This window comes from Alphaproteobacteria bacterium LSUCC0396 (assembly GCA_041228345.1).
Classification (GTDB): Bacteria; Pseudomonadota; Alphaproteobacteria; order Puniceispirillales; family Puniceispirillaceae; genus UBA3439.
This window is the reverse complement of record CP166131.1, coordinates 564,408-589,994: the sequence shown is the minus strand read 5'-3', so window position 1 is coordinate 589,994 and position 25,587 is coordinate 564,408. Positions and strand designations below refer to the sequence as shown.

The following is a 25,587-nucleotide window of genomic DNA, read 5'->3' as shown; positions in this document are numbered from 1 at the left end:
CAACTAATGTTGGGGAGATAAATAGATGAATGATTTGATGAACCCTTTCGGGCAGTCCCAAGGCCCACAAAGCTTTGACAAGATCAGAATCTCAATCGCTGCGCCTGAGCGCATCCGCTCATGGTCATTTGGCGAGATCAAAAAGCCCGAAACCATCAATTATCGTACCTTCAAGCCGGAAAAAGACGGTTTGTTCTGCGCCCGCATTTTTGGCCCGGTGCGTGATTACGAATGTCTGTGCGGTAAATATAAGCGGATGAAGTATCGCGGTATTATCTGCGAGAAATGCGGTGTTGAAGTCACCCTGTCAAAAGTACGGCGTGAGCGTATGGGCCATATTGAACTGGCCGCGCCAGTGGCGCATATCTGGTTCCTAAAATCATTGCCAAGTCGTATTGGCTTGCTTGTCGATATGACGCTAAAGGATCTTGAGCGCGTCCTCTATTTTGAAAATTTTGTGGTGATCGAGCCGGGCATGACCTCATTGGTCAAAGGCCAGCTTTTGTCAGAAGAAGAGTTTTACGACGCACAGGACGAAAATGGCGATGATGCATTCGAAGCCAGCATTGGTGCCGAAGCGATCAAGAAAATTCTTGAAGATCTGAATCTAGATGATGAGCGCGTAAAGATCCGCACCGAACTGGCGGAAACCGGTTCAGAAGCCAAGCGGAAAAAGCTGGTCAAGCGGCTAAAGCTGATCGACTCGTTCCGCGAGTCTGGCTGCCGTCCAGAATGGATGATCATGGATGTTGTTCCGGTGATTCCGCCCGAGCTGCGCCCGCTGGTGCCGCTTGATGGTGGCCGTTTTGCGACCTCTGATCTGAACGATCTTTATCGCCGTGTTATCAACCGGAATAACCGTCTAAAGCGCCTGATCGAATTGCGTGCGCCTGATATCATTGTGCGTAACGAAAAGCGTATGTTGCAGGAATCGGTTGATGCGCTGTTTGACAATGGCCGTCGTGGCCGCGTGATTAGCGGTGTGAACAAGCGTCCGCTGAAATCACTGTCTGATATGTTAAAGGGCAAGCAGGGCCGGTTCCGGCAAAACCTGCTTGGTAAACGCGTCGATTATTCTGGTCGTTCGGTTATCGTGGTTGGCCCAGAGCTGAAACTGCATCAGTGCGGCCTGCCAAAGAAAATGGCGCTCGAACTGTTCAAGCCGTTCATCTATTCAAAGCTGGAACTCTATTCATTGGCCAGCACTGTCAAGATGGCCAAGCGCATGGTCGAAAAGGAACGCCCAGAGGTTTGGGATATTCTTGAAGAAGTAATCCGTGAACATCCGGTTATGCTGAACCGTGCGCCAACGCTGCACCGTCTTGGTATTCAGGCGTTTGAACCCGTGTTGGTCGAAGGCAAAGCCATTCAGCTGCATCCGCTGGTCTGTACAGCGTTTAACGCCGATTTTGATGGTGACCAGATGGCGGTTCACGTGCCGCTTTCGCTGGAGGCACAGCTTGAAGCCCGCGTCTTGATGATGTCAACAAACAACATCCTCAGCCCGGCCAATGGCAAGCCGATTATCGTGCCGTCACAAGATATTATCCTTGGCCTCTATTACATGTCGATGGAACGCGACAATGAGCGGGGCGAGGGCATGATGTTCTCAAACGTTCAGGAAATCTTGCTGGCGCTTGGGAATGGTTCGGTCAGCCTTCACGCCAAGGTGAAAGCGCGGGTACCGACCCGTGACAGTGTCGATGGCACGCGTGTTCTAAAAGTGATCGAAACAACCCCGGGTCGTGCACAGCTTGCTGATCTGTTGCCGGATAACCCAGCCTGTTCGTTTGAGCTGGTGAACAAGTTGATGACCAAAAAAGAGGTCAGCGACGTGATTGACCATGTTTATCGTCATTGCGGACAGAAGGACACGGTGATTTTCTGTGACCGTTTGATGGGGCTTGGTTTCGGTCAGGCTTGTGATGCTGGTATTTCATTCGGTATCGCTGATCTGACAACACCGGAACTCAAGGAAAAATATGTTTCTGAAGCCGAGTCAGAGGTGAAAACCTTTGAGCAGCAGTATCTTGATGGTCTGATCACTCAAGGTGAGAAATACAATAAAGTGGTCGATGTCTGGTCACGTTGTTCGGACCTTGTTGCCGATGAGATGATGAAGGGTATTTCCACCACAAAGGACGGCGAGCCGATCAACTCAGTCTGGATGATGGCACATTCCGGTGCACGTGGTTCAGCTGCTCAGATCAAACAGCTTGCCGGTATGCGCGGCCTGATGGCCAAGCCTTCGGGTGAAATCATCGAAACACCGATCATTTCGTCCTTTAAAGAGGGCTTGAATGTTCTGGAATATTTCAACTCGACACATGGTGCGCGTAAAGGTCTTGCCGATACCGCGTTGAAGACAGCGAACTCGGGCTATCTGACACGCCGTCTTGTTGACGTGGCACAGGATTGTATCGTTCACGAGGTTGATTGCGGCACCAACAAGGGCCTGACCATCCGTCCCGTTATGAACGGCAGTGACGTTGTCGACCCGTTGTTTGATCGTATTCTGGGCCGTGTTCTGGCCGAAGATCTGATTGATCTGAAAACTGGTGATGTTCTGGTTCCGGCGGGTCAGATGGTGACCGAGGAACATGGCGCGGCGATCGAGGCGTCAGGCGTTGATCAAGCGTTGATCCGGTCAGCGCTGCTTTGCGAAGCTGAAAAGGGCATTTGCGGCAATTGCTATGGCCGTGACCTTGCCCGTGGAACCGATGTTAATATCGGCGAGGCGGTTGGTGTTATCGCAGCCCAGTCAATCGGTGAGCCTGGAACGCAGTTGACCATGCGGACATTCCACGTTGGTGGCGCGGCGCAGCGTGGTGCGGAACAGTCAAATATCGAAGCCAACATTGGCGGTGTGGTAAAGCTGGAAGATGCATCACTGGTGACTGATAAAACAGGCAGCCGGATTGTTATGAGCCGTAACACAGAATTGCTGATCCTTGACGAGCAAGAGCGCGAGCGCTCGCGTTTCCGCCTGCCTTATGGCGGTAAGCTGCTTGTCGAAGATGGGCAGAACGTTGCTGCTGGTGCCATTCTGATCGAATGGGACCCTTACACATTGCCGATCATCACGGAAATGAACGGTGTTGCTAATTTCGTTGATTTGACCGAAGGCATTTCAGTTCGTGAAGTCACCGATGATGCAACCGGTATTTCAAGCCGTGAGGTGGTTGACTGGAAACAGGCTGCCGGTGGATCAAACCTTCGCCCTCGTATTACCTTGCGTAATGAAAAAGGCGAAGTGCTGACATTGGCAAACGGGCTTGAGGCACGTTACTTCCTCTCAGCTGGTTCGATTCTCTCGGTTGAGAATGGTGCCAAGGTGCAGGCCGGCGATGTATTGGCACGTATCCCGCGCGAGTCGTCAAAGACACGCGATATTACGGGTGGTTTGCCGCGGGTTGCAGAATTGTTCGAAGCGCGCCGTCCAAAGGATTTTGCGGTGATCTCTGAAGGTGAAGGCCGGGTTGAGTTTGGCAATGACTATAAGGCCAAGCGTCGTATCCGCGTTGTTCCGCTGGATGGTGATCTTGATGCGGTTGAATATCTGCTGCCAAAGGGTCGCCCGCTTGCGGTCAATGAGGGTGATGTCGTTCGTAAAGGAGATCTGCTGCTTGATGGTAGCCCTGTGCCACATGACATTCTCAGCATTCTTGGGGTCGAGGCGCTGGCTGAATATCTGGTGAAGGAAATTCAGGACGTCTACCGGTTGCAGGGTGTTAAGATCAACGACAAGCATATTGAAGTGATTGTCCGCCAGATGTTGCAAAAGGTCGAGGTTGAAGATGCGGCTGATAGCACCTTCCTTGTTGGTGAGCAGGTAGACCGTGAAGAGTTTGCCCGCGCCAATACTGCCCTTGAGGCTGAGGGTCTGCGGCCAGCAACAGCGCATCCTGTTCTGCTTGGCATCACCAAGGCGTCATTGCAGACCAATAGCTTTATCTCGGCTGCGTCATTCCAAGAGACAACACGCGTTCTGACCGAAGCTGCGGTAAGCGGCAAGGAAGACACGCTTGATGGTCTGAAGGAGAACGTGATCGTAGGGCGGCTGATTCCCGCAGGAACTGGTTCAGTGATGAATCGCCTCCGCCGGATCGCGGCTGACCGCGATAAATCCATCATGGCGCAGCGCGCAGCCGCGGCTCCAAAGCTTGAAGTGGTCGAATCTGAGGCTGAAACTGCCGAAGTTGACGCAAATATATAAGAAATCGCCGCCAGATCCGATGAATCTGGTGGTGAATTAAAAAAAATGCGGATAACCGAGGCGAAGGCGTAAAAACCGCTTGACCGCTCGGCCTGCAAAAAATAGTATCCGGCAACCTTTTGGACTTAGGTGGTGGATCACCCAGCGTTTCGCAGTGGTCGTTCCAGACGCTAAGTCAGAATATTAGGTGTCGAAAATTAGGCTCCGTACGCGGAGAAGGATGGGTGTTCTGCTCATGTTTATCGAGAGCAGAACCGCCCTGTTGCACGTTTTGTGCGTTTAGGTCGAGAAAAAAGGGGCAGGAATGCCAACGATTAACCAGTTGATTCGTCACGGGCGCAAGCGTCCGGTAGCACGTACCAAAGTTCCGGCTATGGAAGCATGTCCACAAAAGCGTGGCGTATGCACCAGAGTGTACACAACAACACCGAAGAAGCCGAACTCGGCTCTTCGTAAGGTCGCCCGCGTGCGCCTTACCAATGGGTTTGAAGTTTCCAGCTATATCCCTGGTGAAGGGCATAATCTGCAGGAACACTCAGTGGTGATGATTCGCGGTGGCCGTGTAAAAGACCTTCCGGGTGTGCGTTATCACATCATTCGCGGTACTTTGGACACACAAGGTGTTGGTGATCGCCGCCAGCGTCGTTCAAAATATGGCGCCAAGCGTCCTAAGTAAGAAGAGGCAGATATGTCACGTCGTCATAGAGCAGAAAAACGCCCGGTTCTTCCTGATGCGAAGTTCAAGGACACTGTTGTTTCAAAATTCATGTCTTGCTTAATGTTTGATGGCAAGCGTTCAGTGGCTGAGAAGATTGTTTACGGTGCGTTTGACCGTATTCAGGAAAAGTCAGGCAATGAGCCTGTCAAGGTGTTCCATGATGCGCTGGAAAATGTGCGTCCTAACCTTGAAGTTCGCTCGCGCCGTGTTGGCGGTGCCACATATCAGGTGCCAGTTGAAGTTCGCGCCGAGCGGGCACAGGCATTGGCCATCCGTTGGTTGATCGACAGCTCGCGCAAGCGCGGTGAGACAACTATGGTTGACCGCCTGTCAGGCGAATTGCTGGACGCTGCTAACAATCGCGGTAACGCGGTTAAAAAACGTGAAGACACCCACAAAATGGCCGAGGCAAATCGGGCTTTCTCACATTACCGCTGGTAGTTGGGTTAGTAGGAGCTAGATCATGGCACGCGAATATTCATTAGATCGTTATCGTAACTTTGGCATTATGGCGCATATCGACGCTGGCAAGACCACTGCGACCGAGCGTATCCTTTATTATACAGGCCGTTCGCACAAGATCGGTGAAGTGCATGACGGCAACGCTACCATGGACTGGATGGAGCAAGAGCAAGAGCGTGGCATCACGATCACATCTGCTGCGACAACCTGTTTCTGGTTCCGCACTGAAAATGGCAGTGACCCATCAGGTGAGCACGGTACTGATGCTGATGCGGCCAAATTCCGTTTCAACATTATCGATACCCCCGGACACGTTGACTTTACGATTGAGGTTGAGCGTTCATTGGCGGTTCTTGATGGCGCGGTTTGTGTGCTTGATGCGAATGCCGGTGTAGAGCCGCAGACCGAGACAGTTTGGCGTCAGGCTGACCGTTACAAAGTGCCGCGGATTGTGTTCGTCAATAAAATGGACAAGATCGGCGCAGACTTCTTTAACTGTGTCCATATGATCAAAGATCGTACCGGTGCCCAGCCTTTACCAATCCATATGCCGATTGGCGCGGAAAACGAATTCGCTGGCTTGGTTAATCTTGTCACCATGCAGGAATGGGTTTGGGACTCAGAAGATTTGGGTGCGACATGGCGCTTGTCTGATATTCGTCCTGAATTGGCTGACAAGGCGGCTGAAATGCGCGCCGAGTTGATCGAGCTGATCGTCGAACAGGACGATGATGTCATGGAAAAGTTTCTTGACGGTGAAGAGCCTGATGTTGAGACAATCCAGCGGCTGATCCGCAAAGGCACATTGAATATGTCATTTGTCCCGGTTCTTTGTGGCTCTGCCTTTAAGAACAAAGGTGTGCAGCCTCTGTTGAACGCGGTTATCGACTATTTGCCGGGTCCATTGGACGTTGCTGCCTACACCGGTTTCTCGCCTGATGATGTGACTGAAACCCGGAACATTGAGCGTCGTGCAAACGATGCTGAGCCATTCTCTGGCTTGGCCTTTAAGATTATGAATGACCCGTTTGTCGGCTCATTGACCTTTGTCCGCATCTATTCTGGTGTTTTGAAAAAAGGCGACAGCCTGCTAAATTCAACAAAAGGCAAGCGCGAGCGCGTTGGCCGGATGATGATGATGCATTCGAACAACCGTGAAGAGATCGAAGAGGCCTTTGCTGGTGACATTGTGGCGCTCGCCGGAATGAAGGACAGCACAACAGGAAACACTTTGTGCGATCCTGCAAAGCCAGTTGTTCTTGAGACAATGACGTTCCCGGATCCGGTTATCGAAATCGCGATTGAACCAAAGACAAAGAACGATCAGGAAAAGATGGGTGCCGGTCTTGCGCGTCTTGCGGCTGAAGATCCGTCTTTCCAGGTCAGCACTGACTTTGAGTCGGGCCAGACCATTATGCGTGGTATGGGCGAATTGCATCTGGATATCTTGGTTGATCGCCTACGGCGCGAGTTCAAGGTTGAGGCAAACATCGGTGCGCCGCAGGTGGCTTACCGTGAGACCATCACCAAAGAAGTTGAAGTCGATTACACCCACAAGAAGCAGTCTGGTGGTTCAGGTCAGTTCGCACGGGTTAAAATCCGGTTTGCGCCTTTGGCCGAGGGCGGGTTCCAGTTCAGCAACTCTGTCGTTGGTGGATCGGTTCCAAAAGAATATGTACCGGGTGTTGAAAAGGGCATTAATCAGGCGAAAGAATCTGGCACAATCGCTGGCTTCCCTGTGATTGACTTTGAAGCCGAGCTTATTGACGGCGCCAGCCATGATGTCGATTCATCAGTTCTGGCCTTTGAGATTGCTGGCCGTGCGGCGTTCCGCGAGGCAATGAATAAGGCAAGTCCAAAGCTGCTTGAGCCGGTCATGAAGGTTGAGGTAATCACCCCTGAAGAATATATGGGCGATATCATCGGCGATCTGAATAGCCGCCGTGGTAACGTTGGCGGGATGAACCAGCGCGGTAATGCGCGTGCAATTGATGCGATGGTACCGCTGGCTAATATGTTTGGCTATATCAATACCTTACGCTCAATGAGCCAAGGTCGCGCCCAATATTCAATGACTTTTGACCATTACGAACAAGTGCCTCAGGCGGTTGCGGATGAAGTCCGTGCCAAGATGGCCTAACCGAACTTAAGAAATAGGAGAGCAGATAAGATGTCCAAGGCAAAGTTTGACCGTTCCAAGCCGCATTGTAACATTGGCACGATTGGCCATGTTGACCACGGCAAGACCTCATTGACCGCAGCGATCACAAAGATTTTGGCTGAGTCTGGTGGCGCTGAGTTTTCAGCATATGACCAGATTGACAAGGCGCCAGAAGAGCGTGCGCGCGGCATCACGATTTCAACAGCGCATGTTGAGTATGAGACAGCCAACCGTCACTACGCCCACGTTGATTGTCCGGGCCACGCCGATTATGTGAAGAACATGATCACTGGTGCGGCGCAGATGGATGGCGCGATTTTGGTTGTATCAGCGGCTGATGGCCCGATGCCACAAACCCGCGAGCATATTTTGTTGGCGCGTCAGGTTGGTGTGCCTGCTTTGTGCGTATTCATGAACAAGGTTGATCAGGTTGACGACGAAGAGTTGCTTGAGCTGGTTGAGATGGAAATTCGTGAGCTGTTGTCATCATATGACTTCCCTGGCGATGATATTCCGATTGTTCGTGGTTCAGCATTGGCAGCATTGGAAGACAGCAACGAGACCATTGGTCGTGAAGCGATCAAGGCGCTGATGGATGCGGTTGATGGCTATATTCCCCAGCCAGAGCGTCCGAAGGATCAGCCATTCTTGATGCCGATTGAGGATGTGTTCTCGATTTCGGGTCGTGGTACAGTTGTGACTGGCCGTATTGAGCGCGGTATCGTGAATGTTGGTGAAGAGATCGAGATTGTTGGTCTGAAAGACACACAAAAGACAACCTGCACCGGTGTTGAGATGTTCCGCAAGCTGTTGGATCAGGGTGAAGCTGGCGATAACGTTGGTGTTCTGCTTCGTGGTACCAAGCGTGAAGAGGTTGAGCGCGGTCAGGTATTGTGTAAGCCGGGTTCAATCGCACCGCATACCGAGTTCAAGTGTGAGGCCTATGTTTTGACCAAGGATGAGGGTGGTCGTCATACACCATTCTTCTCGAACTATCGCCCACAGTTCTATTTCCGGACAACAGACGTAACCGGATCAGTGGTATTGCCGGAAGGCACCGAGATGGTTATGCCTGGCGATAACATTGCAATGACCGTGACATTGATCGCACCAATTGCGATGGATGAAGGTCTGCGCTTTGCGATCCGTGAAGGTGGCCGCACCGTTGGTGCCGGCGTCGTTGCTACGGTCATTAAGTAAATAGTCTAAAGTTAGAGGGGGGCGGTGTTTCGCCCTTCTTTGTTTATCCAGACGAGGTAAAGCAGTTATGGAAACCCAGAATATCCGAATCCGATTGAAGGCATTCGATCACCGTATTCTTGACCAGTCCACGGCAGAAATCGTGAATACGGCCAAGCGTACAGGTGCTGAAGTGCGTGGGCCGATCCCGCTGCCGACCAATATGCGTCGTATGACCGTTCTTCGCTCGCCGCACATCGACAAAAAGAGCCGTGAGCAGTTCGAAATTCGTACGCACAAGCGTCTGCTGGACATTATCGACCCGACACCACAAACCGTTGATGCGCTGATGAAGCTCGATCTCGCGGCTGGTGTTGACGTCGAGATCAAGCTCTAGGGAAGGGACCAGAGTTATGCGTAGCGGCATTATCGCCCGTAAGATGGGAATGACACGAGTGTTTAACGATGCTGGCCACCATGTGCCGGTTACCGTGCTTAAACTCGACGATGTTCAGGTTGTGGCAGTTCGTAGCAAGGAAAAGGATGGCTATACAGCCGTTCAGCTTGGTGCGGGTGTTGCCAAGGCAAAGAATGTATCAAAGCCGATGCGTGGTCACTTTGCCAAAGCGAATGTATTGCCAAAGTCAAAGCTGGCCGAATTTCGGGTTGGTGACGATGCGGTACTTGAGGTTGGATCAACATTGGTTCCCTCACATTTCGTTGCTGGTCAGAAGGTTGACGTTGTAGGCACAACCCAAGGTAAGGGTTTTGCCGGTGCGATGAAGCGTCACAACTTTGGCGGTCTGCGTGCATCGCATGGTGTGTCCGTATCTCACCGCTCGCACGGTTCAACTGGCCAGTGTCAGGATCCGGGCAAGGTGTTCAAAGGCAAGAAGATGGCCGGCCATATGGGCGCGGTCCGCAACACCACGCAGAATATCGAGGTTGTTGCCGTTGATAATGAAGAAGGCGTTGTTCTGCTTTGCGGCGCGGTTCCTGGCCCAAAGAATGGCTGGGTACTGATCAGCGACGCGATCAAGGTCAAGCGCCCTGATGAGGCGCCGTTCCCTGCCGGTTTGCTGTCTGACCTTGCTGCGGCAAGCGAGCAAGCCGCTGTGGCCGAAGATGTTATTGCTGCAGACGCTGGCGCTGACGCAGCGCCCGCTGACGAGACTGTTGCTGACGAGACCGTTGCTGAGGCACCTGCCGCTGCGGACGCGGAAGCCGAGAAGGAATAAGGGTCATGAAGATTGATGTGAAAACAATCGACAACAAGGCGGCTGGCGACATTACGCTTGCTGATGCTGTCTTTGGGGTCGCACCGCGCGCTGACATTGTTGCGCGTGTGGTGAAGTGGCAGCTTGCAAAACGCCGCGCCGGGACACATAAGGTGAAGTCACGCGCTGAGGTTTCTATTACCACAGCGAAGATGTTCAAGCAGAAAGGCACTGGCCGCGCTCGTCACGGTTCTGCCGCTGTTGTTCAGTTCCGTGGTGGTGGGGTTGTGCATGGTCCGGTCGTTCGTGATCATGGTCACGCATTGCCGAAAAAGGTACGCCAGCTTGGTCTGCGGTCTGCCCTGTCTACCAAGGCAGCAGAGGGCAAGTTGCTGGTTATCGACAGCTTGGCATCAACTGGCAAATCTGCTGGTAAGACAGCTAAACTTCGTGAGCAGCTGAGCAAGCTTGGCGCTGAAAACGCGCTGATCATCGGCGGTGCCGAGTTGGATGCAGCCTTTGTAAAGGCAGCGCGCAACATTCCGCTGGTTGATGTGCTGCCCCAGCAAGGCATCAATGTGTATGACATCCTGCGTCGTGACGTTCTGGTTCTTTCCAAGGATGCTGCGGCCCATCTTGAGGAGCGCCTGAAATGAGTGTTCGTGCGCGCAAGCCCGTAAAAACTGTTGTCTCAAAGGCAGCTGCCTATGACACAATCCTTCGCCCGATCATCACCGAAAAGGCGACGATGGCGAATGAAAACGGCCAGGTGACCTTTGCTGTTGCCATTGATGCAACAAAGCCACAGATCAAGGCAGCGGTTGAAATGCTGTTTAATGTCAAGGTCACTGCGGTGAATACGATCGTCCAAAAGGGTAAGACAAAAACCTTCAAGGGTCGTCCCGGTCGTCGTTCAGACATGAAAAAAGCAATGGTCACATTGGCTGAGGGTCAGAATATTGACCTGATGGGAGTGTAATAAGATGGCGTTAAAGAAATTTAATCCAACAACCCCAAGCCAGCGGAACCTTGTCCTTGTCGACAAATCTGCCCTTTATAAGGGTGGGCCGGTTAAAAAGCTGACCGAGGGTCTTACCAAGACAGGTGGCCGTAACAATTCTGGTCACGTGACGGCATGGCAAAAGGGTGGCGGACACAAGCGCCGGTATCGCCTGATTGACTTCAAGCGCACCAAAACCGGTATGTTCGCGACTGTCGAGCGGATCGAATATGATCCAAACCGGACTGCATTTATTGCGCTGATCACTTATGAAGATGGTGAGCAAAGCTACATCCTTGCACCGCAGCGCCTGTCTGTTGGCGATAAGGTTAGCTCGGGTATCGCTTCTGACATCAAACCGGGTAATGCGCTGCCATTGGCCAATATTCCAGTCGGAACATTGATCCATAACGTAGAGCTTAAGCCGGGTAAGGGCGGCCAGTTGGCGCGTTCAGCCGGCACATATATCCAGCTGGTTGGTCGTGACCGCGGCTATGCGATTTTGCGCCTGACGTCAGGCGAGGTTCGCCTCGTGCGTTCGGAATGTATGGCGTCTATCGGCGCTGTATCAAATCCTGATCAGCAGAATATTAAAATTGGTAAGGCTGGCCGTAGTCGTTGGCTAGGCCGTCGTCCGCACGTCCGCGGCGTTGTCATGAACCCTGTCGATCACCCGCATGGTGGTGGTGAGGGTCGTACTTCAGGTGGCCGTCATCCGGTAACACCTTGGGGTAAGCCAACCAAGGGCAAGCGTACTCGTTCTAACAAGAAGACTGACCGCCTGATTGTGCGGCGTCGCAAGCCATAAGGGTCATTCTTAATCATGGCACGTTCAGTTTGGAAAGGCCCGTTTGTTGATGGGCATCTATTGAAAAAAGCGGACAAGGTTCGCGAGTCTGGTCGCAATGAAGTGATCAAAACATGGTCACGGCGTTCAACCATCATGCCGCAATTTGTCGGGCTTACTTTTGGTGTGCATAACGGCAACAAATTCATCCCTGTGTCTGTTTCTGAGGAAATGGTTGGGCACAAGCTTGGTGAATTTGCGCCAACCCGCACTTATTACGGCCACGCCGCCGACAAGAAATCAAAGCGTTAGGGGTAGGTTATGGGTAAGCAATCAAATCCACGCAGCTTGGCCGACAGTGAAGCAAAATCTGTCGTGCGCAATTTGCGCGTCAGCCCACAAAAGCTGAACCTTGTTGCGACAATGATCCGCGGTATGGACGTGAATAAGGCCATTGCGACGTTGTCATTTTCGCGCCGCCGCATCGCCGGTGACGTGAAAAAAGCGCTGCAATCAGCCATCGCCAACGCCGAAAACAACCATTCGTTGGATGTTGATCGGTTGTTTGTCAAAGAAGCTCATGTCGGCAAAGGTCTTGTCATGAAGCGGTTTCGGGCACGGGCAAAGGGTCGCGGCGCACGGATTTTAAAGCCATTTTCACACCTGACAATCATTGTCGGTGAAAGAGGAGAGCAGTAGGATGGGTCAGAAAGTTAAGCCAATCGGCCTGCGTGTCGGTATCAACCGGACATGGGACTCGCGCTGGTATGCTGGCCGTAACTATGGACAGCTTCTTCATCAGGATATCAAACTTCGTGAATATTTGATGGATCGCCTCAAGCAGGCTGCGATTAGCCGCGTCGTCATCGAACGTCCGGCAGGCCGCGCCCGTGTGACCATCCACGCTGGCCGCCCGGGTCTTATCATCGGTAAGAAGGGGCAGGATATCGAAAAACTGCGCGCCGATCTCGCTAGCCGTATTGGCGGTGAGGTAAGCCTGAACATCGTTGAGGTACGCAAGCCCGAGATTGATGCCAAGCTGGTTGCCGAGAATATTGCACAGCAGCTTGAGCGCCGCGTTGGTTTCCGCCGTGCGATGAAGCGTGCAGTTCAGTCAGCCATGCGCCTTGGTGCATTGGGTGTCCGGATCAATTGTGCTGGCCGTTTGGGCGGTGCCGAGATTGCCCGTACCGAATGGTACCGCGAAGGCCGGGTGCCGCTTCACACATTGCGCGCCGAGGTTGATTACGGTGAAGCAACAGCATTCACCACCTATGGTGCCTGTGGCATCAAGGTTTGGGTATTTAAGGGCGAGGTCATGGCTCATGACCCAATGGCTCAGGATAAGCGGATGGCCGAGCAGCAGTCTGGCCCAGCGCCACGCGGCAACGGTTAAGTCTTAGGAGATAAGTAGATGCTTTCGCCAAAGCGTACAAAGTTTCGTAAAGCCCATAAAGGCCGGATCCACGGTCTTGCCAAGGGTGGCACGCAGTTGAATTTCGGCTCTTACGGTTTAAAGGCCGTGACGCCAGAGCGTGTAACAGCACGCCAGATTGAGGCAGCGCGCCGTGCTATCACGCGCCACCTGCGTCGTTCCGGCCGTGTCTGGATCCGCATCTTTCCTGATGTGCCGGTTTCAAGCAAGCCAGCCGAGGTTCGGATGGGTAAGGGTAAGGGCTCACCTGAATATTGGGTAGCGCGCGTAAAGCCTGGCCGGATCATGTTTGAGATTGATGGTGTTCCGTGGGATTTGGCGAAAGAGGCGTTTACGCTTGCCGCCGCTAAATTACCGCTGGATACGCGGATTGTTCGTCGCTTAGGCGATAGTTATTAAGAAGGGAAGCACCGATGGCAATTGTTAAAGCTGAAGCGCTTCGCGCAAAGACCCCAGATGAGTTGAAAACACAGCTCGTTGACCTGAAGAAAGAGCAGTTCAATCTGCGCTTTCAGGCCGCTGGTGGTCAGGTCGAAAATCCAACACGGGCCAAGATTGTGCGCCGTGAGATCGCCCGCATCAAAACTGTACTTGGTCAAAAGGCCAGTTCAGAAAATGCAGCTAAATAGGGAAGTCTAGTTATGCCAAAGCGTACCATGCAAGGCACTGTTGTGAGCGATAAGGCCGACAAGACGGTAACCGTCCGCGTCGAGCGTCGTATCATGCATCCGGTGTATAAGAAGTTCATCACAAAATCGAAAAAGTTTGCAGCTCATGACGCTGAAAACCGTTTCAAGGAAGGTGATGCCGTGCGTATCCGCGAATGCGCGCCAATGTCTAAGTCAAAGACCTTTGAAGTGGTCTATGACGATGCAGCTAAGAATTAGGGGAGACTGACATGATTCAGATGCAGTCAAATCTTGAAGTTGCCGATAATTCTGGTGCGCGCCGCGTCCAGTGTATCAAAGTGCTAGGCGGTTCCGGTCGCAAGGTTGCGGGCGTTGGTGATGTGATCGTTGTTTCGGTCAAGGAAGCCATCCCACGGGGCAAGGTAAAAAAGGGTGATGTTCACCGCGCGGTGATCGTTCGTACGGCCAAGGAAATTCGCCGGGCCGACGGCAGTGCCATTCGCTTTGACCGCAACGCAGCGGTTTTGCTGAACAAGTCGGACGAGCCGATTGGCACTCGTATTTTTGGCCCTGTGACCCGCGAGTTGCGCGGTCGCAAGTTCATGAAGATCATTTCTCTGGCACCGGAGGTGCTATAATGGCTGAGAAGTTTAAAATCAAAAAAGGCGATCAGGTGATTGTTATCACCGGTCGTGATAAGGGCAAGAAGGGCGAGGTTCTCGAAGTTCTTCGCGCCGAGTCACGTGTTCGGGTTCAGGGTGTAAACATGGTCAAGCGCCATCGTCGTGCCACCCAGACTGACACGGGCGGTATTATTTCGATGGAAGCGCCTTTGCATATTTCCAACGTTGCGCATATCGATCCAGATAGCGGCACCGCAACGCGTGTCGGTTATGAGGAAAAAGATGGTAAAAAAGTCCGGGTCGCTCGTCGGTCTGGAAAAGCCCTGGCGTAAGGCCAAGGGTAAGGAGTGAAAAAGCTGAGATGAAGACGCGTTTAGAAGAACACTATCTGACGGCAGTTCGCCCGGCTCTGATTGAGAAATTTGGTTATGCCAATCCTATGCAGGCGCCAAAGCTCGAGAAGATTGTCATTAATATGGGTGTGGGTGAAGCGGTACGCGACTCTAAAAAAGTCGAACATGCTGCCCGTGAACTCGCTGCAATCACTGGCCAAAAGCCGGTTATCACTCGCTCAAAAAAGGCAAACGCTGCCTTTAAACTGCGCGAAGGGATGCCGATTGGCTGTAAGGTAACGTTGCGCCGCGAGCATATGTATGAATTTCTTGACCGGCTGGTGAATATTGCCCTTCCACGGGTTCGTGACTTCCGCGGATTGAATGGTAAGAGCTTTGACGGACGTGGCAACTATGCCATGGGTATCAAAGAACAGATCATTTTCCCAGAAGTTGATTATGATCAGGTGGATGAAATCCGCGGTATGGATATCATTGTGGTGACATCGGCAACGACGGATGATGAGGCCCGCGAATTGCTCGCTGGTTTTGCCTTCCCGTTCGTTAAAGCGTAAGAGCAAAGGGGTTTAATCATGGCTAAGAAAAGCGCCGTTGAAAAAAATAACAAGCGCAAGCGTATCGTTGCCGCCCGTGGTGCTCGTCGCGCTGCATTGAAGGCAATCATCGCTGACAAGAACGTCGCAATTGAAGAGCGTTTCCAAGCAGTTCTTAAGCTGGCTCAGGAGCCACGCGATAGTGCAAAAATTCGTATTCGTAACCGGTGTGAGGTCTCAGGCCGTCCACGTGGTTATGACCGTAAACTCAGAATGTCTCGTATCGCCCTACGTGACCTTGCCTCAATGGGGCAGGTTCCGGGCGTTGTGAAGTCAAGCTGGTAAAGAGGAGATAAAGAAAATGTCTATGAGTGATCCTCTTGGCGATATGCTAACACGCATCCGTAACGGCCAGAACGCGCGCAAAAGCGTTGTGTCTAGCCCAGCATCACGGTTCCGCAGCAATGTTTTGGAAGTTCTGAAGCGAGAAGGTTATATCCGTAACTATTCAAGCGTTGATATCCGTCCGGGCTTAAAAGAGCTGAAGATCGAGCTGAAATATCATGAAGGTCAACCGGTGATCTCCGAGATCAAGCGCGTATCGCGTCCGGGCCGTCGTGTTTATTACGGACTTCGCGACTTGCCGCGGGTTTATAACGGGCTTGGCATCGCCATACTGTCAACTCCGCGTGGCGTCCTGTCTGACAATGAGGCCCGCACAGCCAAGGTTGGCGGTGAAGTCCTCTGCCACGTATTTTAAGGAGCTGTTCGCATGTCTCGTGTTGGAAGTAGTGCGATTACCATCCCCGCTGATGTGACCTTGTCACAGCAGGACGGTGTGGTCGTCGTCAAAGGAAAGAACGGTGAGCTGAGCGCCCCACTTCACAGTGAGGTTGAGTTAAGCGTTGCCGATAATGTTGCCACCTTGAAGCCGAAGCGCAAAACCAAATTGGCATTGTCGCTATGGGGAACCATGCGGGCGTCGATCAGCAACATGGTTGTCGGTGTGGCGACTGGGTTTACCCGCAAGCTCGAAATCAACGGTGTTGGTTATCGTGCGGCTATGCAGGGCAATAAGCTCGTTCTCAGCCTTGGGTTTAGCCATCCGGTTGAAATGGATGTTCCGGCTGGTTTGACTGCGGCTGTTGAAAACAACACCACAATCATTCTCAGCGGCGCAAATAAGCAGTTGCTAGGTCAGTTTGCATCTGAAATTCGGTCAAAGCGGCCGCCTGAGCCTTTCAAGGGCAAGGGTGTGAAATATGCTGAAGAGCATATTGTCCGCAAAGAAGGCAAGAAGAAGTAGGGAACAGTCATGTTTACAGCTAAAGAATTATTCGAACGCCGCCGTCAGCGGACTCGTTCCAAGCTTCGTAAAACAAGCAAAGGCCAGTTGCGGCTGTCTGTGCATCGCTCGTCTCGGCATATCTATGCTCAGGTGATTGACGATGTCGCTGGCAAAACTTTGGCAGCTGCCTCAACCCTTGATGCCGGTTTTAAATCAGCAACAAGCAAGACAGCCGATATCGCCGCAGCGTCTGCGGTTGGCAAATTGGTCGCCGAGCGCGCCAAGGCAAAAGGCATTGACGCAGTGGTTTTCGACCGCGGCGGTTACATTTTCCATGGCCGGGTTAAGGCGCTGGCTGAAGCCGCGCGCGAAGCCGGTCTGAAATTCTAGGGAGTACGATTGATGGCACACAATAACGACAGACGGGACCGTAGCCAGGAGCGCGAAGAGCCCGAATTGCTCGAAAAGTTGGTTGGCATTAACCGTGTTGCCAAAGTTGTAAAGGGTGGCCGGCGTTTCGGTTTCGCCGCTTTGGTTGTGGTTGGCGACGGTAAAGGCCGCGCCGGTTTTGGCACAGGCAAGGCGCGCGAGGTGCCAGAAGCCATTCGCAAGGCAACTGAAGGCGCCAAGCGTAACATGGTTCGCATCCCGCTGCGTGATGGTCGCACATTGCACCATGACAATAAGGGTAATTACGGCGCTGGTAAGGTTCTGCTTCGGGCGGCTCCGGCTGGTACTGGTATTATCGCTGGTGGCCCGATGCGTGCAGTTTTTGAAGTGCTTGGCATTCAGGACATCGTTGCAAAGTCAATCGGTAGCTCAAACCCGCATAATATGATCAAGGCAACATTTTCCGCGTTGAATCATATTCAGGCACCACGGGCAGTGGCGCAAAAGCGTGGCAAGCGCGTTGGCGACATTCTTGTGAAACGCGAAGATAAGGCTGCCGGCGACGCCGCCGCATCCTAACAGGAGAGAGTAAGATGGCTGCCAAAGAAACAGTGATCGTCACCCAGACAAAAAGTCCGATTGGCCGGAAGGCTGACCAGCGCTCAACTTTGATTGGGCTGGGGTTGAACAAGATTGGTCGTACCCGCGAGCTGGAAGATACAGCATCTGTCCGCGGCATGATCAACAAGGTCAAGCATCTTGTTCGGGTCGAACAACAGTAAACGGTTTTTATCAGCGGCGTGCCTTTTAAGGTGGCGCGCTAGCAGGAGCGACAAATGAAATTGAACGAAGTCAGAGACAATCCGGGGGCAACAAAGAACGCCAAACGGGTTGGCCGTGGTATTGGTTCGGGAACCGGTAAGACATCAGGTAGTGGTCACAAAGGCCAGAAGGCACGCTCAGGCGTTTCTATCAACGGTTTTGAGGGCGGCCAGATGCCGATCCATCGCCGTCTGCCAAAGCGTGGTTTCAACAATATTTTCCGCAAGAATTATGCCGAGGTTAATCTTGGCCGTTTGCAGGCTGCAATTGATGCAGGCAAGCTGGATGCCGGCAAGCCGGTTGATGCCGCTGCAATGGTTGGGGCCGGCGTTATTTCAAAAATGCGTGACGGTGTTCGTATTTTGGCCAAGGGTGAACTGACCGCCAAGAAGATCGAGATTCACGCAGCGGGTGCCTCAAAGGCAGCTGTTGAGGCAGTTGAAAAAGCTGGCGGCAAGATTATTGTCCCAACCGCTTCAGCCGAATAGATAGGCAGGCAAGGCATATGGCATCATCAGCAGACCGCATGGCAGCAGGCGCAGGCTTTGGCGCGTTAGCAAAGGCTGACGAGTTGAAGAAGCGTCTGTGGTTTACTGTTGGCGCCTTAATTATTTACCGGCTTGGCACTTATTTGCCATTGCCCGGCATTGATCCTGGCGCGCTGGCGGATATTTTCTCGCAGCAATCAGGCGGCATCTTGGGAATGTTTGATATGTTCTCGGGCGGTGCGCTTAGCCGGATGACGATTTTTGCATTGAATATCATGCCCTATATTACGGCTTCGATTATCATGCAGTTGATGACCGCGATTGTGCCAACGCTTGAAGCCATGAAAAAAGATGGCGAGGCCGGTCGCAAGATGATCAATCAATATACCCGTTACCTTACCGTGCTGTTGGCAACGGTTCAGGGCTACGGTATTGCGTTGGGTCTCGAGGCGGCCAGCGGTGTTGTTGATGATCCGGGGCTGTTTTTCCGCCTTACGACTGTTGTAACGCTTGTTGGTGGCACCTTGTTCTTGATGTGGCTTGGTGAACAGATTACCAGCCGCGGGGTTGGCAATGGTATCTCGCTGATTATTTTCGCTGGCATTGTGGCTAATCTGCCAACGGCTTTGGCTGGTACGCTTGAACTGGGTCGCACAGGGGCGCTGTCTTCATTGCTGATCGTGCTGTTGTTGGCGATGGCTGTGGCCGTGATCGCGTTCATCGTCTTTATCGAACGGTCGGTTCGCAAAATTCTGGTGCAATATCCAAAGCGCCAGCATGGCAATAAAGTGTTTGGGGGTGATCAGTCATTCCTGCCGCTAAAGATCAATGTTCCAGGTGTTATCCCGCCAATTTTCGCCTCATCACTTTTGTTGATGCCGGTGTCGATTATCAACCTTACGGGTGGTCAGGCTGGCGGCGCGGATTGGTTGGTGGCGTTGAATGCGATGCTGGGTCGTGGGCAGCCGCTGTATTTGTTGATCTATGTTTCAATGATTGTATTCTTTGCGTTCTTCTATACTGCGATTGTTTTCAATCCAGAAGAAACGGCCGAGAATCTGCGGAAATATGGCGGCTATATCCCGGGGATCCGTCCGGGGAAATCGACAGCTGATTATCTTGATTTCGTCTTGACCCGCTTGACCGTGCTTGGTGCCGCCTATTTGTCGGCGATCTGTATCCTGCCGGAATTGCTGATTAGTAAATATGCAGTGCCGTTTTACTTTGGTGGTACGTCCTTGCTGATTGTGGTGACGGTCACATTGGATACGGTCGGACAGATCCAATCGCATCTTCTTGCCCATCAATATGAGGGTCTGGTGAAGAAGTCTCGTTTGAAGGGACGCAGATAAATGAATGTCATTCTGTTTGGCGCACCGGGTGCGGGTAAAGGAACACAAGCAGAGCGGCTGGTTGCCGGTCGCGGGCTGGTGCAATTGTCAACCGGCGACATGCTGCGTGCGGCGATTGCTGCGGGAACCGAACTTGGGCTTCGCGCCAAGGATATTATGGATCGGGGCGATTTGGTGTCAGATGATATCATCGTCGGTATGATTGCCGCCCGGATTGATGATGATGATTGCGCCAGAGGGGTCATCCTCGATGGGTTTCCGCGCACCGTTGCTCAGGCAAACGCGCTGGATGAAATGTTAATGAGCAAGGGTCTTGCCCTTGATTTTGTAATTGAGATTAAGGTTGACGAAGCGGCGCTGTTCGCGCGCATCGAAAACCGCGCTGCCGAAACTGGTGGCGCCAGAAGTGATGACAATGCCGACACATTGCGCAAGCGATTGGCGGTGTATCATGAGAATACAGCACCACTGCTTCCGTATTATGCGGAAAAAGGGGTGTTGCAGACTGTGGACGGCATGAATTCAATTGATGATGTCGCGTCACAAATTGATCGAATTTTGGGATAACGCGATAGCGTTAAGGTTGACTGTTTCAGGTTTAGGCCTATAATTCGCCGCCTTCTAAGGGAAACCCGACGAAACTGGCGAAAATGGGTTCCGCGTCGCGGATAACCAAAGATGATAGTCGTGAGTTAAAAAGGAGCCAGGCTGTGGCACGAATTGCTGGTGTAAATATTCCGACCAAAAAACGGGTCGAGATCGCACTGACTTACATTCATGGTATTGGGACAACCAGTGCTAAAAATATCTGTGCAAAGGCGGGTGTTCCCGACGAACGCCGCGTCAATGACCTGTCGGAAGAGGAGTTAACCCGTCTTCGCGACATTATTGATGCAGACCATCTGGTTGAGGGCGACCTTCGTCGTCAAACTTCGATGAACATCAAGCGTTACCTTGACCTTGGCTGTTTGCGCGGACTTCGCCATCGCCGCAACCTGCCGGTTCGTGGACAGCGCACCCATACAAATGCTCGTACCCGCAAAGGCCCTGCAAAGGCTATTGCTGGTAAGAAGAAATAACAACGCGAACACTAGGAGACTTATCAAATGGCAAAACAACCAAGCCAAGGCCGTGTTCGTCGTCGCGAGCGGAAGAATATCACCAGCGGCGTTGCTCATGTGAATTCAACATTTAACAACACCATGGTGACAATCACCGATGTGCAAGGCAACACAATTGCCTGGGCATCTGCTGGCGGGATGGGCTTTAAAGGCTCGCGGAAATCGACACCATTTGCGGCACAGCTTGCGGCTGAAGACGCTGGTAAGAAAGCCGCCGAGCATGGCATGAAGTCGCTGGATGTTCAGGTACGTGGCCCCGGGTCAGGCCGTGAGTCAGCGCTTCGTGCGCTGCAATCAGTTGGGTTCAACGTCACTTCAATCCGTGACGTAACCCCTATTCCACATAATGGCTGTCGCCCGCGCAAGCGGCGGCGGGTTTAATCCGACCGTTATTGTTGAATTTATTTTCGGCTTTTGCCCTTTGGCAATCTGCCGGATCATCTCGAATTAAAGGATACCGCCATGATTGAAAAGAATTGGCTAGACCTCAAAAAGCCGGACGAAATGGAAATTAAGGTTTCCGAATATAACCCAAGCCAGGCCGTTGTTGCTGTTGGCCCGTTTGAGCGTGGCTTTGGCGTTACCATTGGTAACGCGCTTAGGCGTGTGCTGCTATCATCCTTGCAGGGTGCGGCAGTGACTTCGGTTCAGATCCAAGGCGTTGTCCATGAATTCTCGTCAATCCCCGGCGTTCGTGAGGATGTTACCGACCTTGTGCTGAACCTCAAGGGTGTTGCCGTTCGCATGGCAGAAGAAGGGCCAAAGCGTCTGCGCCTGAATGTTGATGGTCCGACGACTGTGACTGCTGGCATGATCACCGAGACAGCCAATGTCGATATCATGAACCCTGATCACGTGCTGTGTCAGCTCGATAAGGGCGCAAAATTATCGATGGAATTGACCGTTAATACGGGCAAAGGCTATGTGCCAGCGACCGCTCACCGGGTTGAGGATTCGCCGATCGGTCTCATTCCGATTGATGCGATTTACAGCCCAGTTCGTCAGGTTGCCTACAAGGTTGAAAACGCCCGTGTTGGCCAGATCACCGACTATGACAAGCTGTTATTGACCATCGAAACTGACGGGTCAATCACACCTGAAGATGCGGTTGCCTATGCAGCGCGTATTTTGCAGGAACAGCTGCAAACCTTCATTAACTTTGAAGAGCCAAAAGGCGAGCCAGCACCAAGCGAGCCAGAATTGCCGTTTAGCCGCAATCTGCTGCGTAAAGTTGACGAGCTTGAATTGTCTGTTCGTTCGGCTAACTGCCTGAAGAATGACAATATCGTCTATATTGGCGATCTGGTTCTAAAAACCGAGCATGAAATGCTTCGGACCCCGAATTTTGGCCGGAAGTCCCTAAACGAGATCAAGGAAGTGCTGAAGGGTATGAATCTTGAGCTTGGTATGGATGTCACCAACTGGCCACCAGAAAATGTTGAAGAATTGGCGCGGCGCCTGGATGAGCCGTTTTAACGGCACACCAGTCTCACCCCAGAGGAACTTAGGAGAAATATCATGCGTCATCGTAATGCCGGTCGGAAATTAAACCGTACTTCGCAGCATCGCCAAATGTTGTTCCGCAACATGGCTCAGGCACTGATCAAGCACGAACAAATCGTGACAACCTTGCCAAAGGCCAAGGAATTGCGCCCTGTTGTTGAGCGTCTTATCACGCTTGGCAAGCGTGGTGATCTGCACGCCCGCCGTCTGGCGTTTGCCCGGATCCGTTGTGAAGCCATGACAAAGAAATTGTTTGACGTGCTTGGCCCCCGCTATCAAGAGCGTGCGGGCGGGTATACACGTGTATTGAAGGCCGGTTTCCGCTATGGCGACTCTGCGCCAATGGCGGTGATCGAGCTTGTTGATCGCGATGAGGACGCACGCGGTCAGGACTCAGGGCCGGTTGCAGTGGATGACGCCGTTGCAGCCGAATCAGGTGCTGCTGCCTAACTTTGGGCGCGCCCCTCGTTCGGGTAAAATTTGAATTTGACAAGGGGCTGCCTGCGGGTGGCCCTTTTTTCTTTGCACCAATATCCGGCTTGGGCGAATATAGCGCCTATGAATGAACTCGATCTTGAGAGTGTGCCTGCCGCACCGCTGGCCGAACTATTGCGTCCGAAAACGCTTGATGACGTTGTTGGTCAGGATCAGTTGCTTGGCCCTAATGGCCGGCTTCGGGTGATGCTGGCGAACAATGTGCTTGGCTCGATCATCTTTTGGGGGCCGCCCGGAACCGGAAAAACGACGATTGCGCGATTATTGGCCGATGCGGCTGATATGGCGTTTGAGCCAATCTCGGCCGTGTTTGACGGGGTTGGCGAATTGCGTAAGGTGTTTGAGCGTGCCCAGCAACGACGCCGGCAGGGGCGCCGCACCCTGTTATTCGTTGACGAGGTGCACCGGTTTAATAAAGCCCAGCAAGACGGGTTATTGCCAAATGTTGAGGATGGCACGGTTACGTTGGTTGGTGCGACCACGGAAAACCCGTCATTTGCGCTGAACGGGGCGTTATTGTCACGCGCGCAGGTACTGGTACTCGACCGGCTTGATCGCGCGGCGCTGGCATCAATTCTGGCCCGTCTTGAGGCGCATATCGGGCGTGAGTTACCGTTGGATGATGAGGCACGTACGGCGCTTATTGGCATGGCCGATGGCGATGGGCGGTATCTTTTGAATATGGCGGGCCAGCTGGTTGATCTGCCGGCATCACCGGTGATTGACAGCAACGCTTTGGCGTTACTGGTTGCCGGGCGGGCGCCAGCTTTTGATCGCGCCGGTGATCAGCATTATAATCTGATGTCGGCGCTTCATAAAACTTTGCGGGCCTCGGATGCTGATGCCGGGCTTTATTGGCTGGCGCGTATGCTGGCGGGTGGTGAGGATCCACATTATATCCTGCGGCGGCTGACGCGCTTTGCGGCCGAGGATATTGGTCTTGCCGAACCCGAGGCACAGCCGCGTGCGCTGGCTGCATGGCAGGCTTATGAGCGACTTGGCAGTCCCGAGGGCGATCTTGCCATTGCCGGCTTGGTAATTTATCTGGCAACCGCACCGAAATCTAACGCTGCCTATAAGGCCTTTAAGGCCGCCACCAAGGCAGCCTTCAAAACTGGATTGCTTAGCCCGCCAGCGCATATTTTGAACGCGCCGACCAAATTGATGAAACAGCTTGGCTATGGGGCTGATTATGCGTATGACCATGACGATCCTGACGGATTTTCAGGGCAGAATTGTTTCCCCGATGGGATGGTGCGGCAGGTGTTTTATCAGCCGATTGCGCGTGGTTATGAACGTGAAATTGCCAAGCGGCTCGCCTATTGGAACCGGTTGCGAGAGGTAAAACAGGCTGATGGCAAATTAGATGCGCCAGCGGATGAGGGTTAGATGGCGAATGCTATGATGATTGCTGCGGTTGCGACGGGCGGGGCGATTGGCGCGGTATTGCGCTATACGACCAGCCTTGTGGTTGGTGCGGGCATTTTTGGCATGGCTGGCCCATTGGCAACCTTACTGGTGAATATCGCTGGATCGGCAATGATGGGCGGGCTTGCCGGTTTGATTGCGGCTGGCATGGTATTGCCCGAAACGTGGCGCGGTTTTTTCGCGGTTGGGTTGCTTGGGGCGCTAACCACTTTTTCCAGCTTTGCGCTTGATGCTGGCACTCTATGGCAGAAACAGGGGGCCCTGATGGCGGGAGCCTATGTGATGGCCTCGGTTATTCTATCACTCTTGGCGTTTGGCGCGGCGTTTTGGGCGGTCAAGCATAGCGGGATATGGCAATGAGCAAAGATATCGCAGCACAAGAAAAGCCTCAGAAGCAAGCCGATAAGCAATGGCGGTTTGAAGCTGTACCAGAAAATGAGGATGGCACCCGACTAGACCGGTTTTTGCGGCGTCTTTTTGCCGGTTTGGGTCAGGGGCAGATCGAGCGGATGTTACGCAACGGTTTGATCCGGCTGGATGGGGTAAAGGCCAAGGCGGCAACGAGGATTGCCGCAGGCCAGATGATAAGATTGCCAGCGAATATCGCCGCGGCAGTGCCTGCCGCCGCCACGCCTGTGGCGCCGCGCATTGTTGCCAGCAGTTCGCTGCGCCAGCAATTTGACGATATGTTTTTGGCTGAAGGCAAGGGCTGGTTGGCGTTGAATAAGCCAAGCGGTTTGGCGGTGCAGGGTGGTACCGGAACGCATCATCATGTTGACGGTATGTTGCGCGCGATGAGTGATGATGCAAGCAGCCGGTTGCGGCTGGTTCACCGGATTGACAAGGATACAAGCGGGGTTTTGCTATTGGCGAAAACAATCGAGGCTGCGCGCAGCCTTACCGAGGCATTTCAAAAGCACCGGCTCGAGAAAACCTATCTGGCGCTGGTGATCGGCCTGCCGCCTGAAACTGGCAGTATCCGGGCGCCAATTTTGAAACTTGGCGGGAAGGCTGGCGAGAAAATGCAAGTCCATGATGATGGGCAAAGCGCGCAAACACTCTATCGGCGGCTGGATCATGCTGGCCGGAAAATGGCGCTGATGGCGCTGCGACCGCTGACCGGACGGACGCATCAATTGCGGGTTCATATGGCGCATCTTGGTAACCCGATTTGCGGTGATGGCAAATATGCCGGTGATGATGCGCATCCGGGCGGGCTGATTGCGCGCCGCCTTCATCTCCATGCGTGGCAGCTGAAATTAACCGATGGCAAGGTTATCACCGCGCCGCCTAGCCCGCATCTAAAAGCCAGTCTTGATGATCTGGGCATGGAACTGCCGGTGCCCGGGTGGCGGTTTCAGGATTATTAAATAGGGCGCGGTGGCCG

The 25,587-nt window shown here is 52.9% G+C and carries 35 protein-coding genes; all 35 read left to right on the top strand.

Translation table 11 applies throughout. From position 1 onward, the window contains the following. Positions 1-25: 25 nt before the first annotated feature. The gene (rpoC, locus tag AB8881_03000) at positions 26-4,216 is read left to right on the top strand and encodes a DNA-directed RNA polymerase subunit beta' (GenBank protein ID XDZ63867.1); all 4,191 of its coding nucleotides are present in this window, start codon (positions 26-28) and stop codon (positions 4,214-4,216) included. A 304-nt stretch (positions 4,217-4,520) separates the two neighbouring features. Further along, positions 4,521-4,892, top strand: a complete 372-nt coding sequence (gene rpsL, locus AB8881_02995) for a 30S ribosomal protein S12 (GenBank protein ID XDZ63866.1) — start codon at positions 4,521-4,523, stop codon at positions 4,890-4,892. Between the two features lie 12 nt (positions 4,893-4,904). After that, a complete protein-coding gene (gene rpsG / locus AB8881_02990; protein XDZ63865.1) occupies positions 4,905-5,375 on the top strand; it encodes a 30S ribosomal protein S7 in 471 nt (156 codons plus the stop codon). Positions 5,376-5,397: 22 nt separating this feature from the next. Beyond that, positions 5,398-7,536, top strand: a complete 2,139-nt coding sequence (gene fusA / locus AB8881_02985) for an elongation factor G (GenBank protein XDZ63864.1) — start codon at positions 5,398-5,400, stop codon at positions 7,534-7,536. 30 nt (positions 7,537-7,566) lie between these two features. Then, positions 7,567-8,757, top strand: coding sequence for an elongation factor Tu (tuf, locus tag AB8881_02980; protein ID XDZ63863.1), 1,191 nt, complete (start codon positions 7,567-7,569; stop codon positions 8,755-8,757). A gap of 67 nt (positions 8,758-8,824) precedes the next feature. Continuing rightward, positions 8,825-9,133: a 30S ribosomal protein S10 gene (gene rpsJ / locus AB8881_02975; protein ID XDZ63862.1), complete on the top strand. Its 309-nt coding sequence runs from the start codon at positions 8,825-8,827 to the stop codon at positions 9,131-9,133. Positions 9,134-9,149: 16 nt separating this feature from the next. Further along, positions 9,150-9,974, top strand: a complete 825-nt coding sequence (gene rplC, locus AB8881_02970; GenBank protein XDZ63861.1) for a 50S ribosomal protein L3 — start codon at positions 9,150-9,152, stop codon at positions 9,972-9,974. A 5-nt stretch (positions 9,975-9,979) separates the two neighbouring features. Continuing rightward, entirely contained in the window at positions 9,980-10,609 is a 630-nt protein-coding gene (gene rplD, locus AB8881_02965; protein XDZ63860.1) for a 50S ribosomal protein L4, read from the top strand. Further along, positions 10,606-10,932 (top strand): 50S ribosomal protein L23, encoded by a 327-nt coding sequence (locus tag AB8881_02960; GenBank protein XDZ63859.1) that lies wholly within the window; start codon positions 10,606-10,608, stop codon positions 10,930-10,932. The genes rplD and AB8881_02960 overlap by 4 nt, the downstream gene beginning before the upstream one ends. Before the next feature lie 4 nt (positions 10,933-10,936). Further along, positions 10,937-11,761 carry a 50S ribosomal protein L2 gene (rplB, locus tag AB8881_02955; GenBank protein ID XDZ63858.1) on the top strand — a complete coding sequence of 275 codons (825 nt, stop codon included), beginning with the start codon at positions 10,937-10,939 and terminating at the stop codon, positions 11,759-11,761. A 15-nt stretch (positions 11,762-11,776) separates the two neighbouring features. Then, entirely contained in the window at positions 11,777-12,052 is a 276-nt protein-coding gene (rpsS, locus tag AB8881_02950; protein ID XDZ63857.1) for a 30S ribosomal protein S19, read from the top strand. A 9-nt stretch (positions 12,053-12,061) separates the two neighbouring features. Beyond that, positions 12,062-12,439: a 50S ribosomal protein L22 gene (gene rplV, locus AB8881_02945; GenBank protein ID XDZ63856.1), complete on the top strand. Its 378-nt coding sequence runs from the start codon at positions 12,062-12,064 to the stop codon at positions 12,437-12,439. A 1-nt stretch (position 12,440) separates the two neighbouring features. Beyond that, positions 12,441-13,136 (top strand): 30S ribosomal protein S3, encoded by a 696-nt coding sequence (rpsC, locus tag AB8881_02940; protein ID XDZ63855.1) that lies wholly within the window; start codon positions 12,441-12,443, stop codon positions 13,134-13,136. An 18-nt stretch (positions 13,137-13,154) separates the two neighbouring features. Continuing rightward, positions 13,155-13,574 carry a 50S ribosomal protein L16 gene (rplP, locus tag AB8881_02935; GenBank protein ID XDZ63854.1) on the top strand — a complete coding sequence of 140 codons (420 nt, stop codon included), beginning with the start codon at positions 13,155-13,157 and terminating at the stop codon, positions 13,572-13,574. A 14-nt stretch (positions 13,575-13,588) separates the two neighbouring features. Beyond that, positions 13,589-13,804, top strand: coding sequence for a 50S ribosomal protein L29 (gene rpmC / locus AB8881_02930; GenBank protein ID XDZ63853.1), 216 nt, complete (start codon positions 13,589-13,591; stop codon positions 13,802-13,804). A gap of 12 nt (positions 13,805-13,816) precedes the next feature. Further along, the gene (gene rpsQ / locus AB8881_02925; GenBank protein XDZ63852.1) at positions 13,817-14,062 is read left to right on the top strand and encodes a 30S ribosomal protein S17; all 246 of its coding nucleotides are present in this window, start codon (positions 13,817-13,819) and stop codon (positions 14,060-14,062) included. An 11-nt stretch (positions 14,063-14,073) separates the two neighbouring features. Continuing rightward, positions 14,074-14,442 carry a 50S ribosomal protein L14 gene (rplN, locus tag AB8881_02920; protein XDZ63851.1) on the top strand — a complete coding sequence of 123 codons (369 nt, stop codon included), beginning with the start codon at positions 14,074-14,076 and terminating at the stop codon, positions 14,440-14,442. After that, positions 14,442-14,759, top strand: coding sequence for a 50S ribosomal protein L24 (rplX, locus tag AB8881_02915; protein ID XDZ63850.1), 318 nt, complete (start codon positions 14,442-14,444; stop codon positions 14,757-14,759). The genes rplN and rplX overlap by 1 nt, the downstream gene beginning before the upstream one ends. 29 nt (positions 14,760-14,788) lie before the next feature. After that, the gene (rplE, locus tag AB8881_02910; protein ID XDZ63849.1) at positions 14,789-15,334 is read left to right on the top strand and encodes a 50S ribosomal protein L5; all 546 of its coding nucleotides are present in this window, start codon (positions 14,789-14,791) and stop codon (positions 15,332-15,334) included. Positions 15,335-15,352: 18 nt separating this feature from the next. After that, a complete protein-coding gene (gene rpsN, locus AB8881_02905) occupies positions 15,353-15,658 on the top strand; it encodes a 30S ribosomal protein S14 (protein XDZ63848.1) in 306 nt (101 codons plus the stop codon). Between the two features lie 16 nt (positions 15,659-15,674). Then, on the top strand, positions 15,675-16,073 hold the full coding sequence (rpsH, locus tag AB8881_02900) for a 30S ribosomal protein S8 (protein ID XDZ63847.1): 399 nt from the start codon (positions 15,675-15,677) through the stop codon (positions 16,071-16,073). Positions 16,074-16,085: 12 nt separating this feature from the next. Continuing rightward, a complete protein-coding gene (gene rplF / locus AB8881_02895) occupies positions 16,086-16,619 on the top strand; it encodes a 50S ribosomal protein L6 (GenBank protein ID XDZ63846.1) in 534 nt (177 codons plus the stop codon). Between the two features lie 9 nt (positions 16,620-16,628). After that, on the top strand, positions 16,629-16,991 hold the full coding sequence (rplR, locus tag AB8881_02890; protein XDZ63845.1) for a 50S ribosomal protein L18: 363 nt from the start codon (positions 16,629-16,631) through the stop codon (positions 16,989-16,991). A 12-nt stretch (positions 16,992-17,003) separates the two neighbouring features. Continuing rightward, a complete protein-coding gene (gene rpsE / locus AB8881_02885) occupies positions 17,004-17,570 on the top strand; it encodes a 30S ribosomal protein S5 (GenBank protein XDZ63844.1) in 567 nt (188 codons plus the stop codon). Positions 17,571-17,584: 14 nt separating this feature from the next. After that, the gene (gene rpmD / locus AB8881_02880) at positions 17,585-17,773 is read left to right on the top strand and encodes a 50S ribosomal protein L30 (protein ID XDZ63843.1); all 189 of its coding nucleotides are present in this window, start codon (positions 17,585-17,587) and stop codon (positions 17,771-17,773) included. Positions 17,774-17,827: 54 nt separating this feature from the next. Further along, positions 17,828-18,301: a 50S ribosomal protein L15 gene (gene rplO, locus AB8881_02875; protein XDZ63842.1), complete on the top strand. Its 474-nt coding sequence runs from the start codon at positions 17,828-17,830 to the stop codon at positions 18,299-18,301. Between the two features lie 17 nt (positions 18,302-18,318). Further along, positions 18,319-19,653, top strand: a complete 1,335-nt coding sequence (gene secY / locus AB8881_02870) for a preprotein translocase subunit SecY (GenBank protein XDZ63841.1) — start codon at positions 18,319-18,321, stop codon at positions 19,651-19,653. Next, positions 19,654-20,220, top strand: coding sequence for an adenylate kinase (locus AB8881_02865; GenBank protein ID XDZ63840.1), 567 nt, complete (start codon positions 19,654-19,656; stop codon positions 20,218-20,220). Positions 20,221-20,363: 143 nt separating this feature from the next. After that, complete coding sequence (gene rpsM / locus AB8881_02860; GenBank protein ID XDZ63839.1) at positions 20,364-20,732, top strand: 30S ribosomal protein S13; 369 nt, start codon at positions 20,364-20,366, stop codon at positions 20,730-20,732. A 27-nt stretch (positions 20,733-20,759) separates the two neighbouring features. Next, the gene (rpsK, locus tag AB8881_02855) at positions 20,760-21,155 is read left to right on the top strand and encodes a 30S ribosomal protein S11 (GenBank protein XDZ63838.1); all 396 of its coding nucleotides are present in this window, start codon (positions 20,760-20,762) and stop codon (positions 21,153-21,155) included. Positions 21,156-21,236: 81 nt separating this feature from the next. Further along, entirely contained in the window at positions 21,237-22,250 is a 1,014-nt protein-coding gene (locus tag AB8881_02850) for a DNA-directed RNA polymerase subunit alpha (GenBank protein ID XDZ63837.1), read from the top strand. Between the two features lie 42 nt (positions 22,251-22,292). Further along, positions 22,293-22,727 carry a 50S ribosomal protein L17 gene (rplQ, locus tag AB8881_02845; GenBank protein XDZ63836.1) on the top strand — a complete coding sequence of 145 codons (435 nt, stop codon included), beginning with the start codon at positions 22,293-22,295 and terminating at the stop codon, positions 22,725-22,727. A gap of 108 nt (positions 22,728-22,835) precedes the next feature. Beyond that, a complete protein-coding gene (locus tag AB8881_02840) occupies positions 22,836-24,161 on the top strand; it encodes a replication-associated recombination protein A (protein XDZ63835.1) in 1,326 nt (441 codons plus the stop codon). Next, the gene (locus tag AB8881_02835) at positions 24,162-24,560 is read left to right on the top strand and encodes a CrcB family protein (GenBank protein XDZ63834.1); all 399 of its coding nucleotides are present in this window, start codon (positions 24,162-24,164) and stop codon (positions 24,558-24,560) included. Beyond that, a complete protein-coding gene (locus AB8881_02830; GenBank protein ID XDZ63833.1) occupies positions 24,557-25,570 on the top strand; it encodes an RluA family pseudouridine synthase in 1,014 nt (337 codons plus the stop codon). Before AB8881_02835 ends, AB8881_02830 begins: the two co-directional genes overlap by 4 nt. The last annotated feature ends 17 nt before the right edge of the window (positions 25,571-25,587 follow it).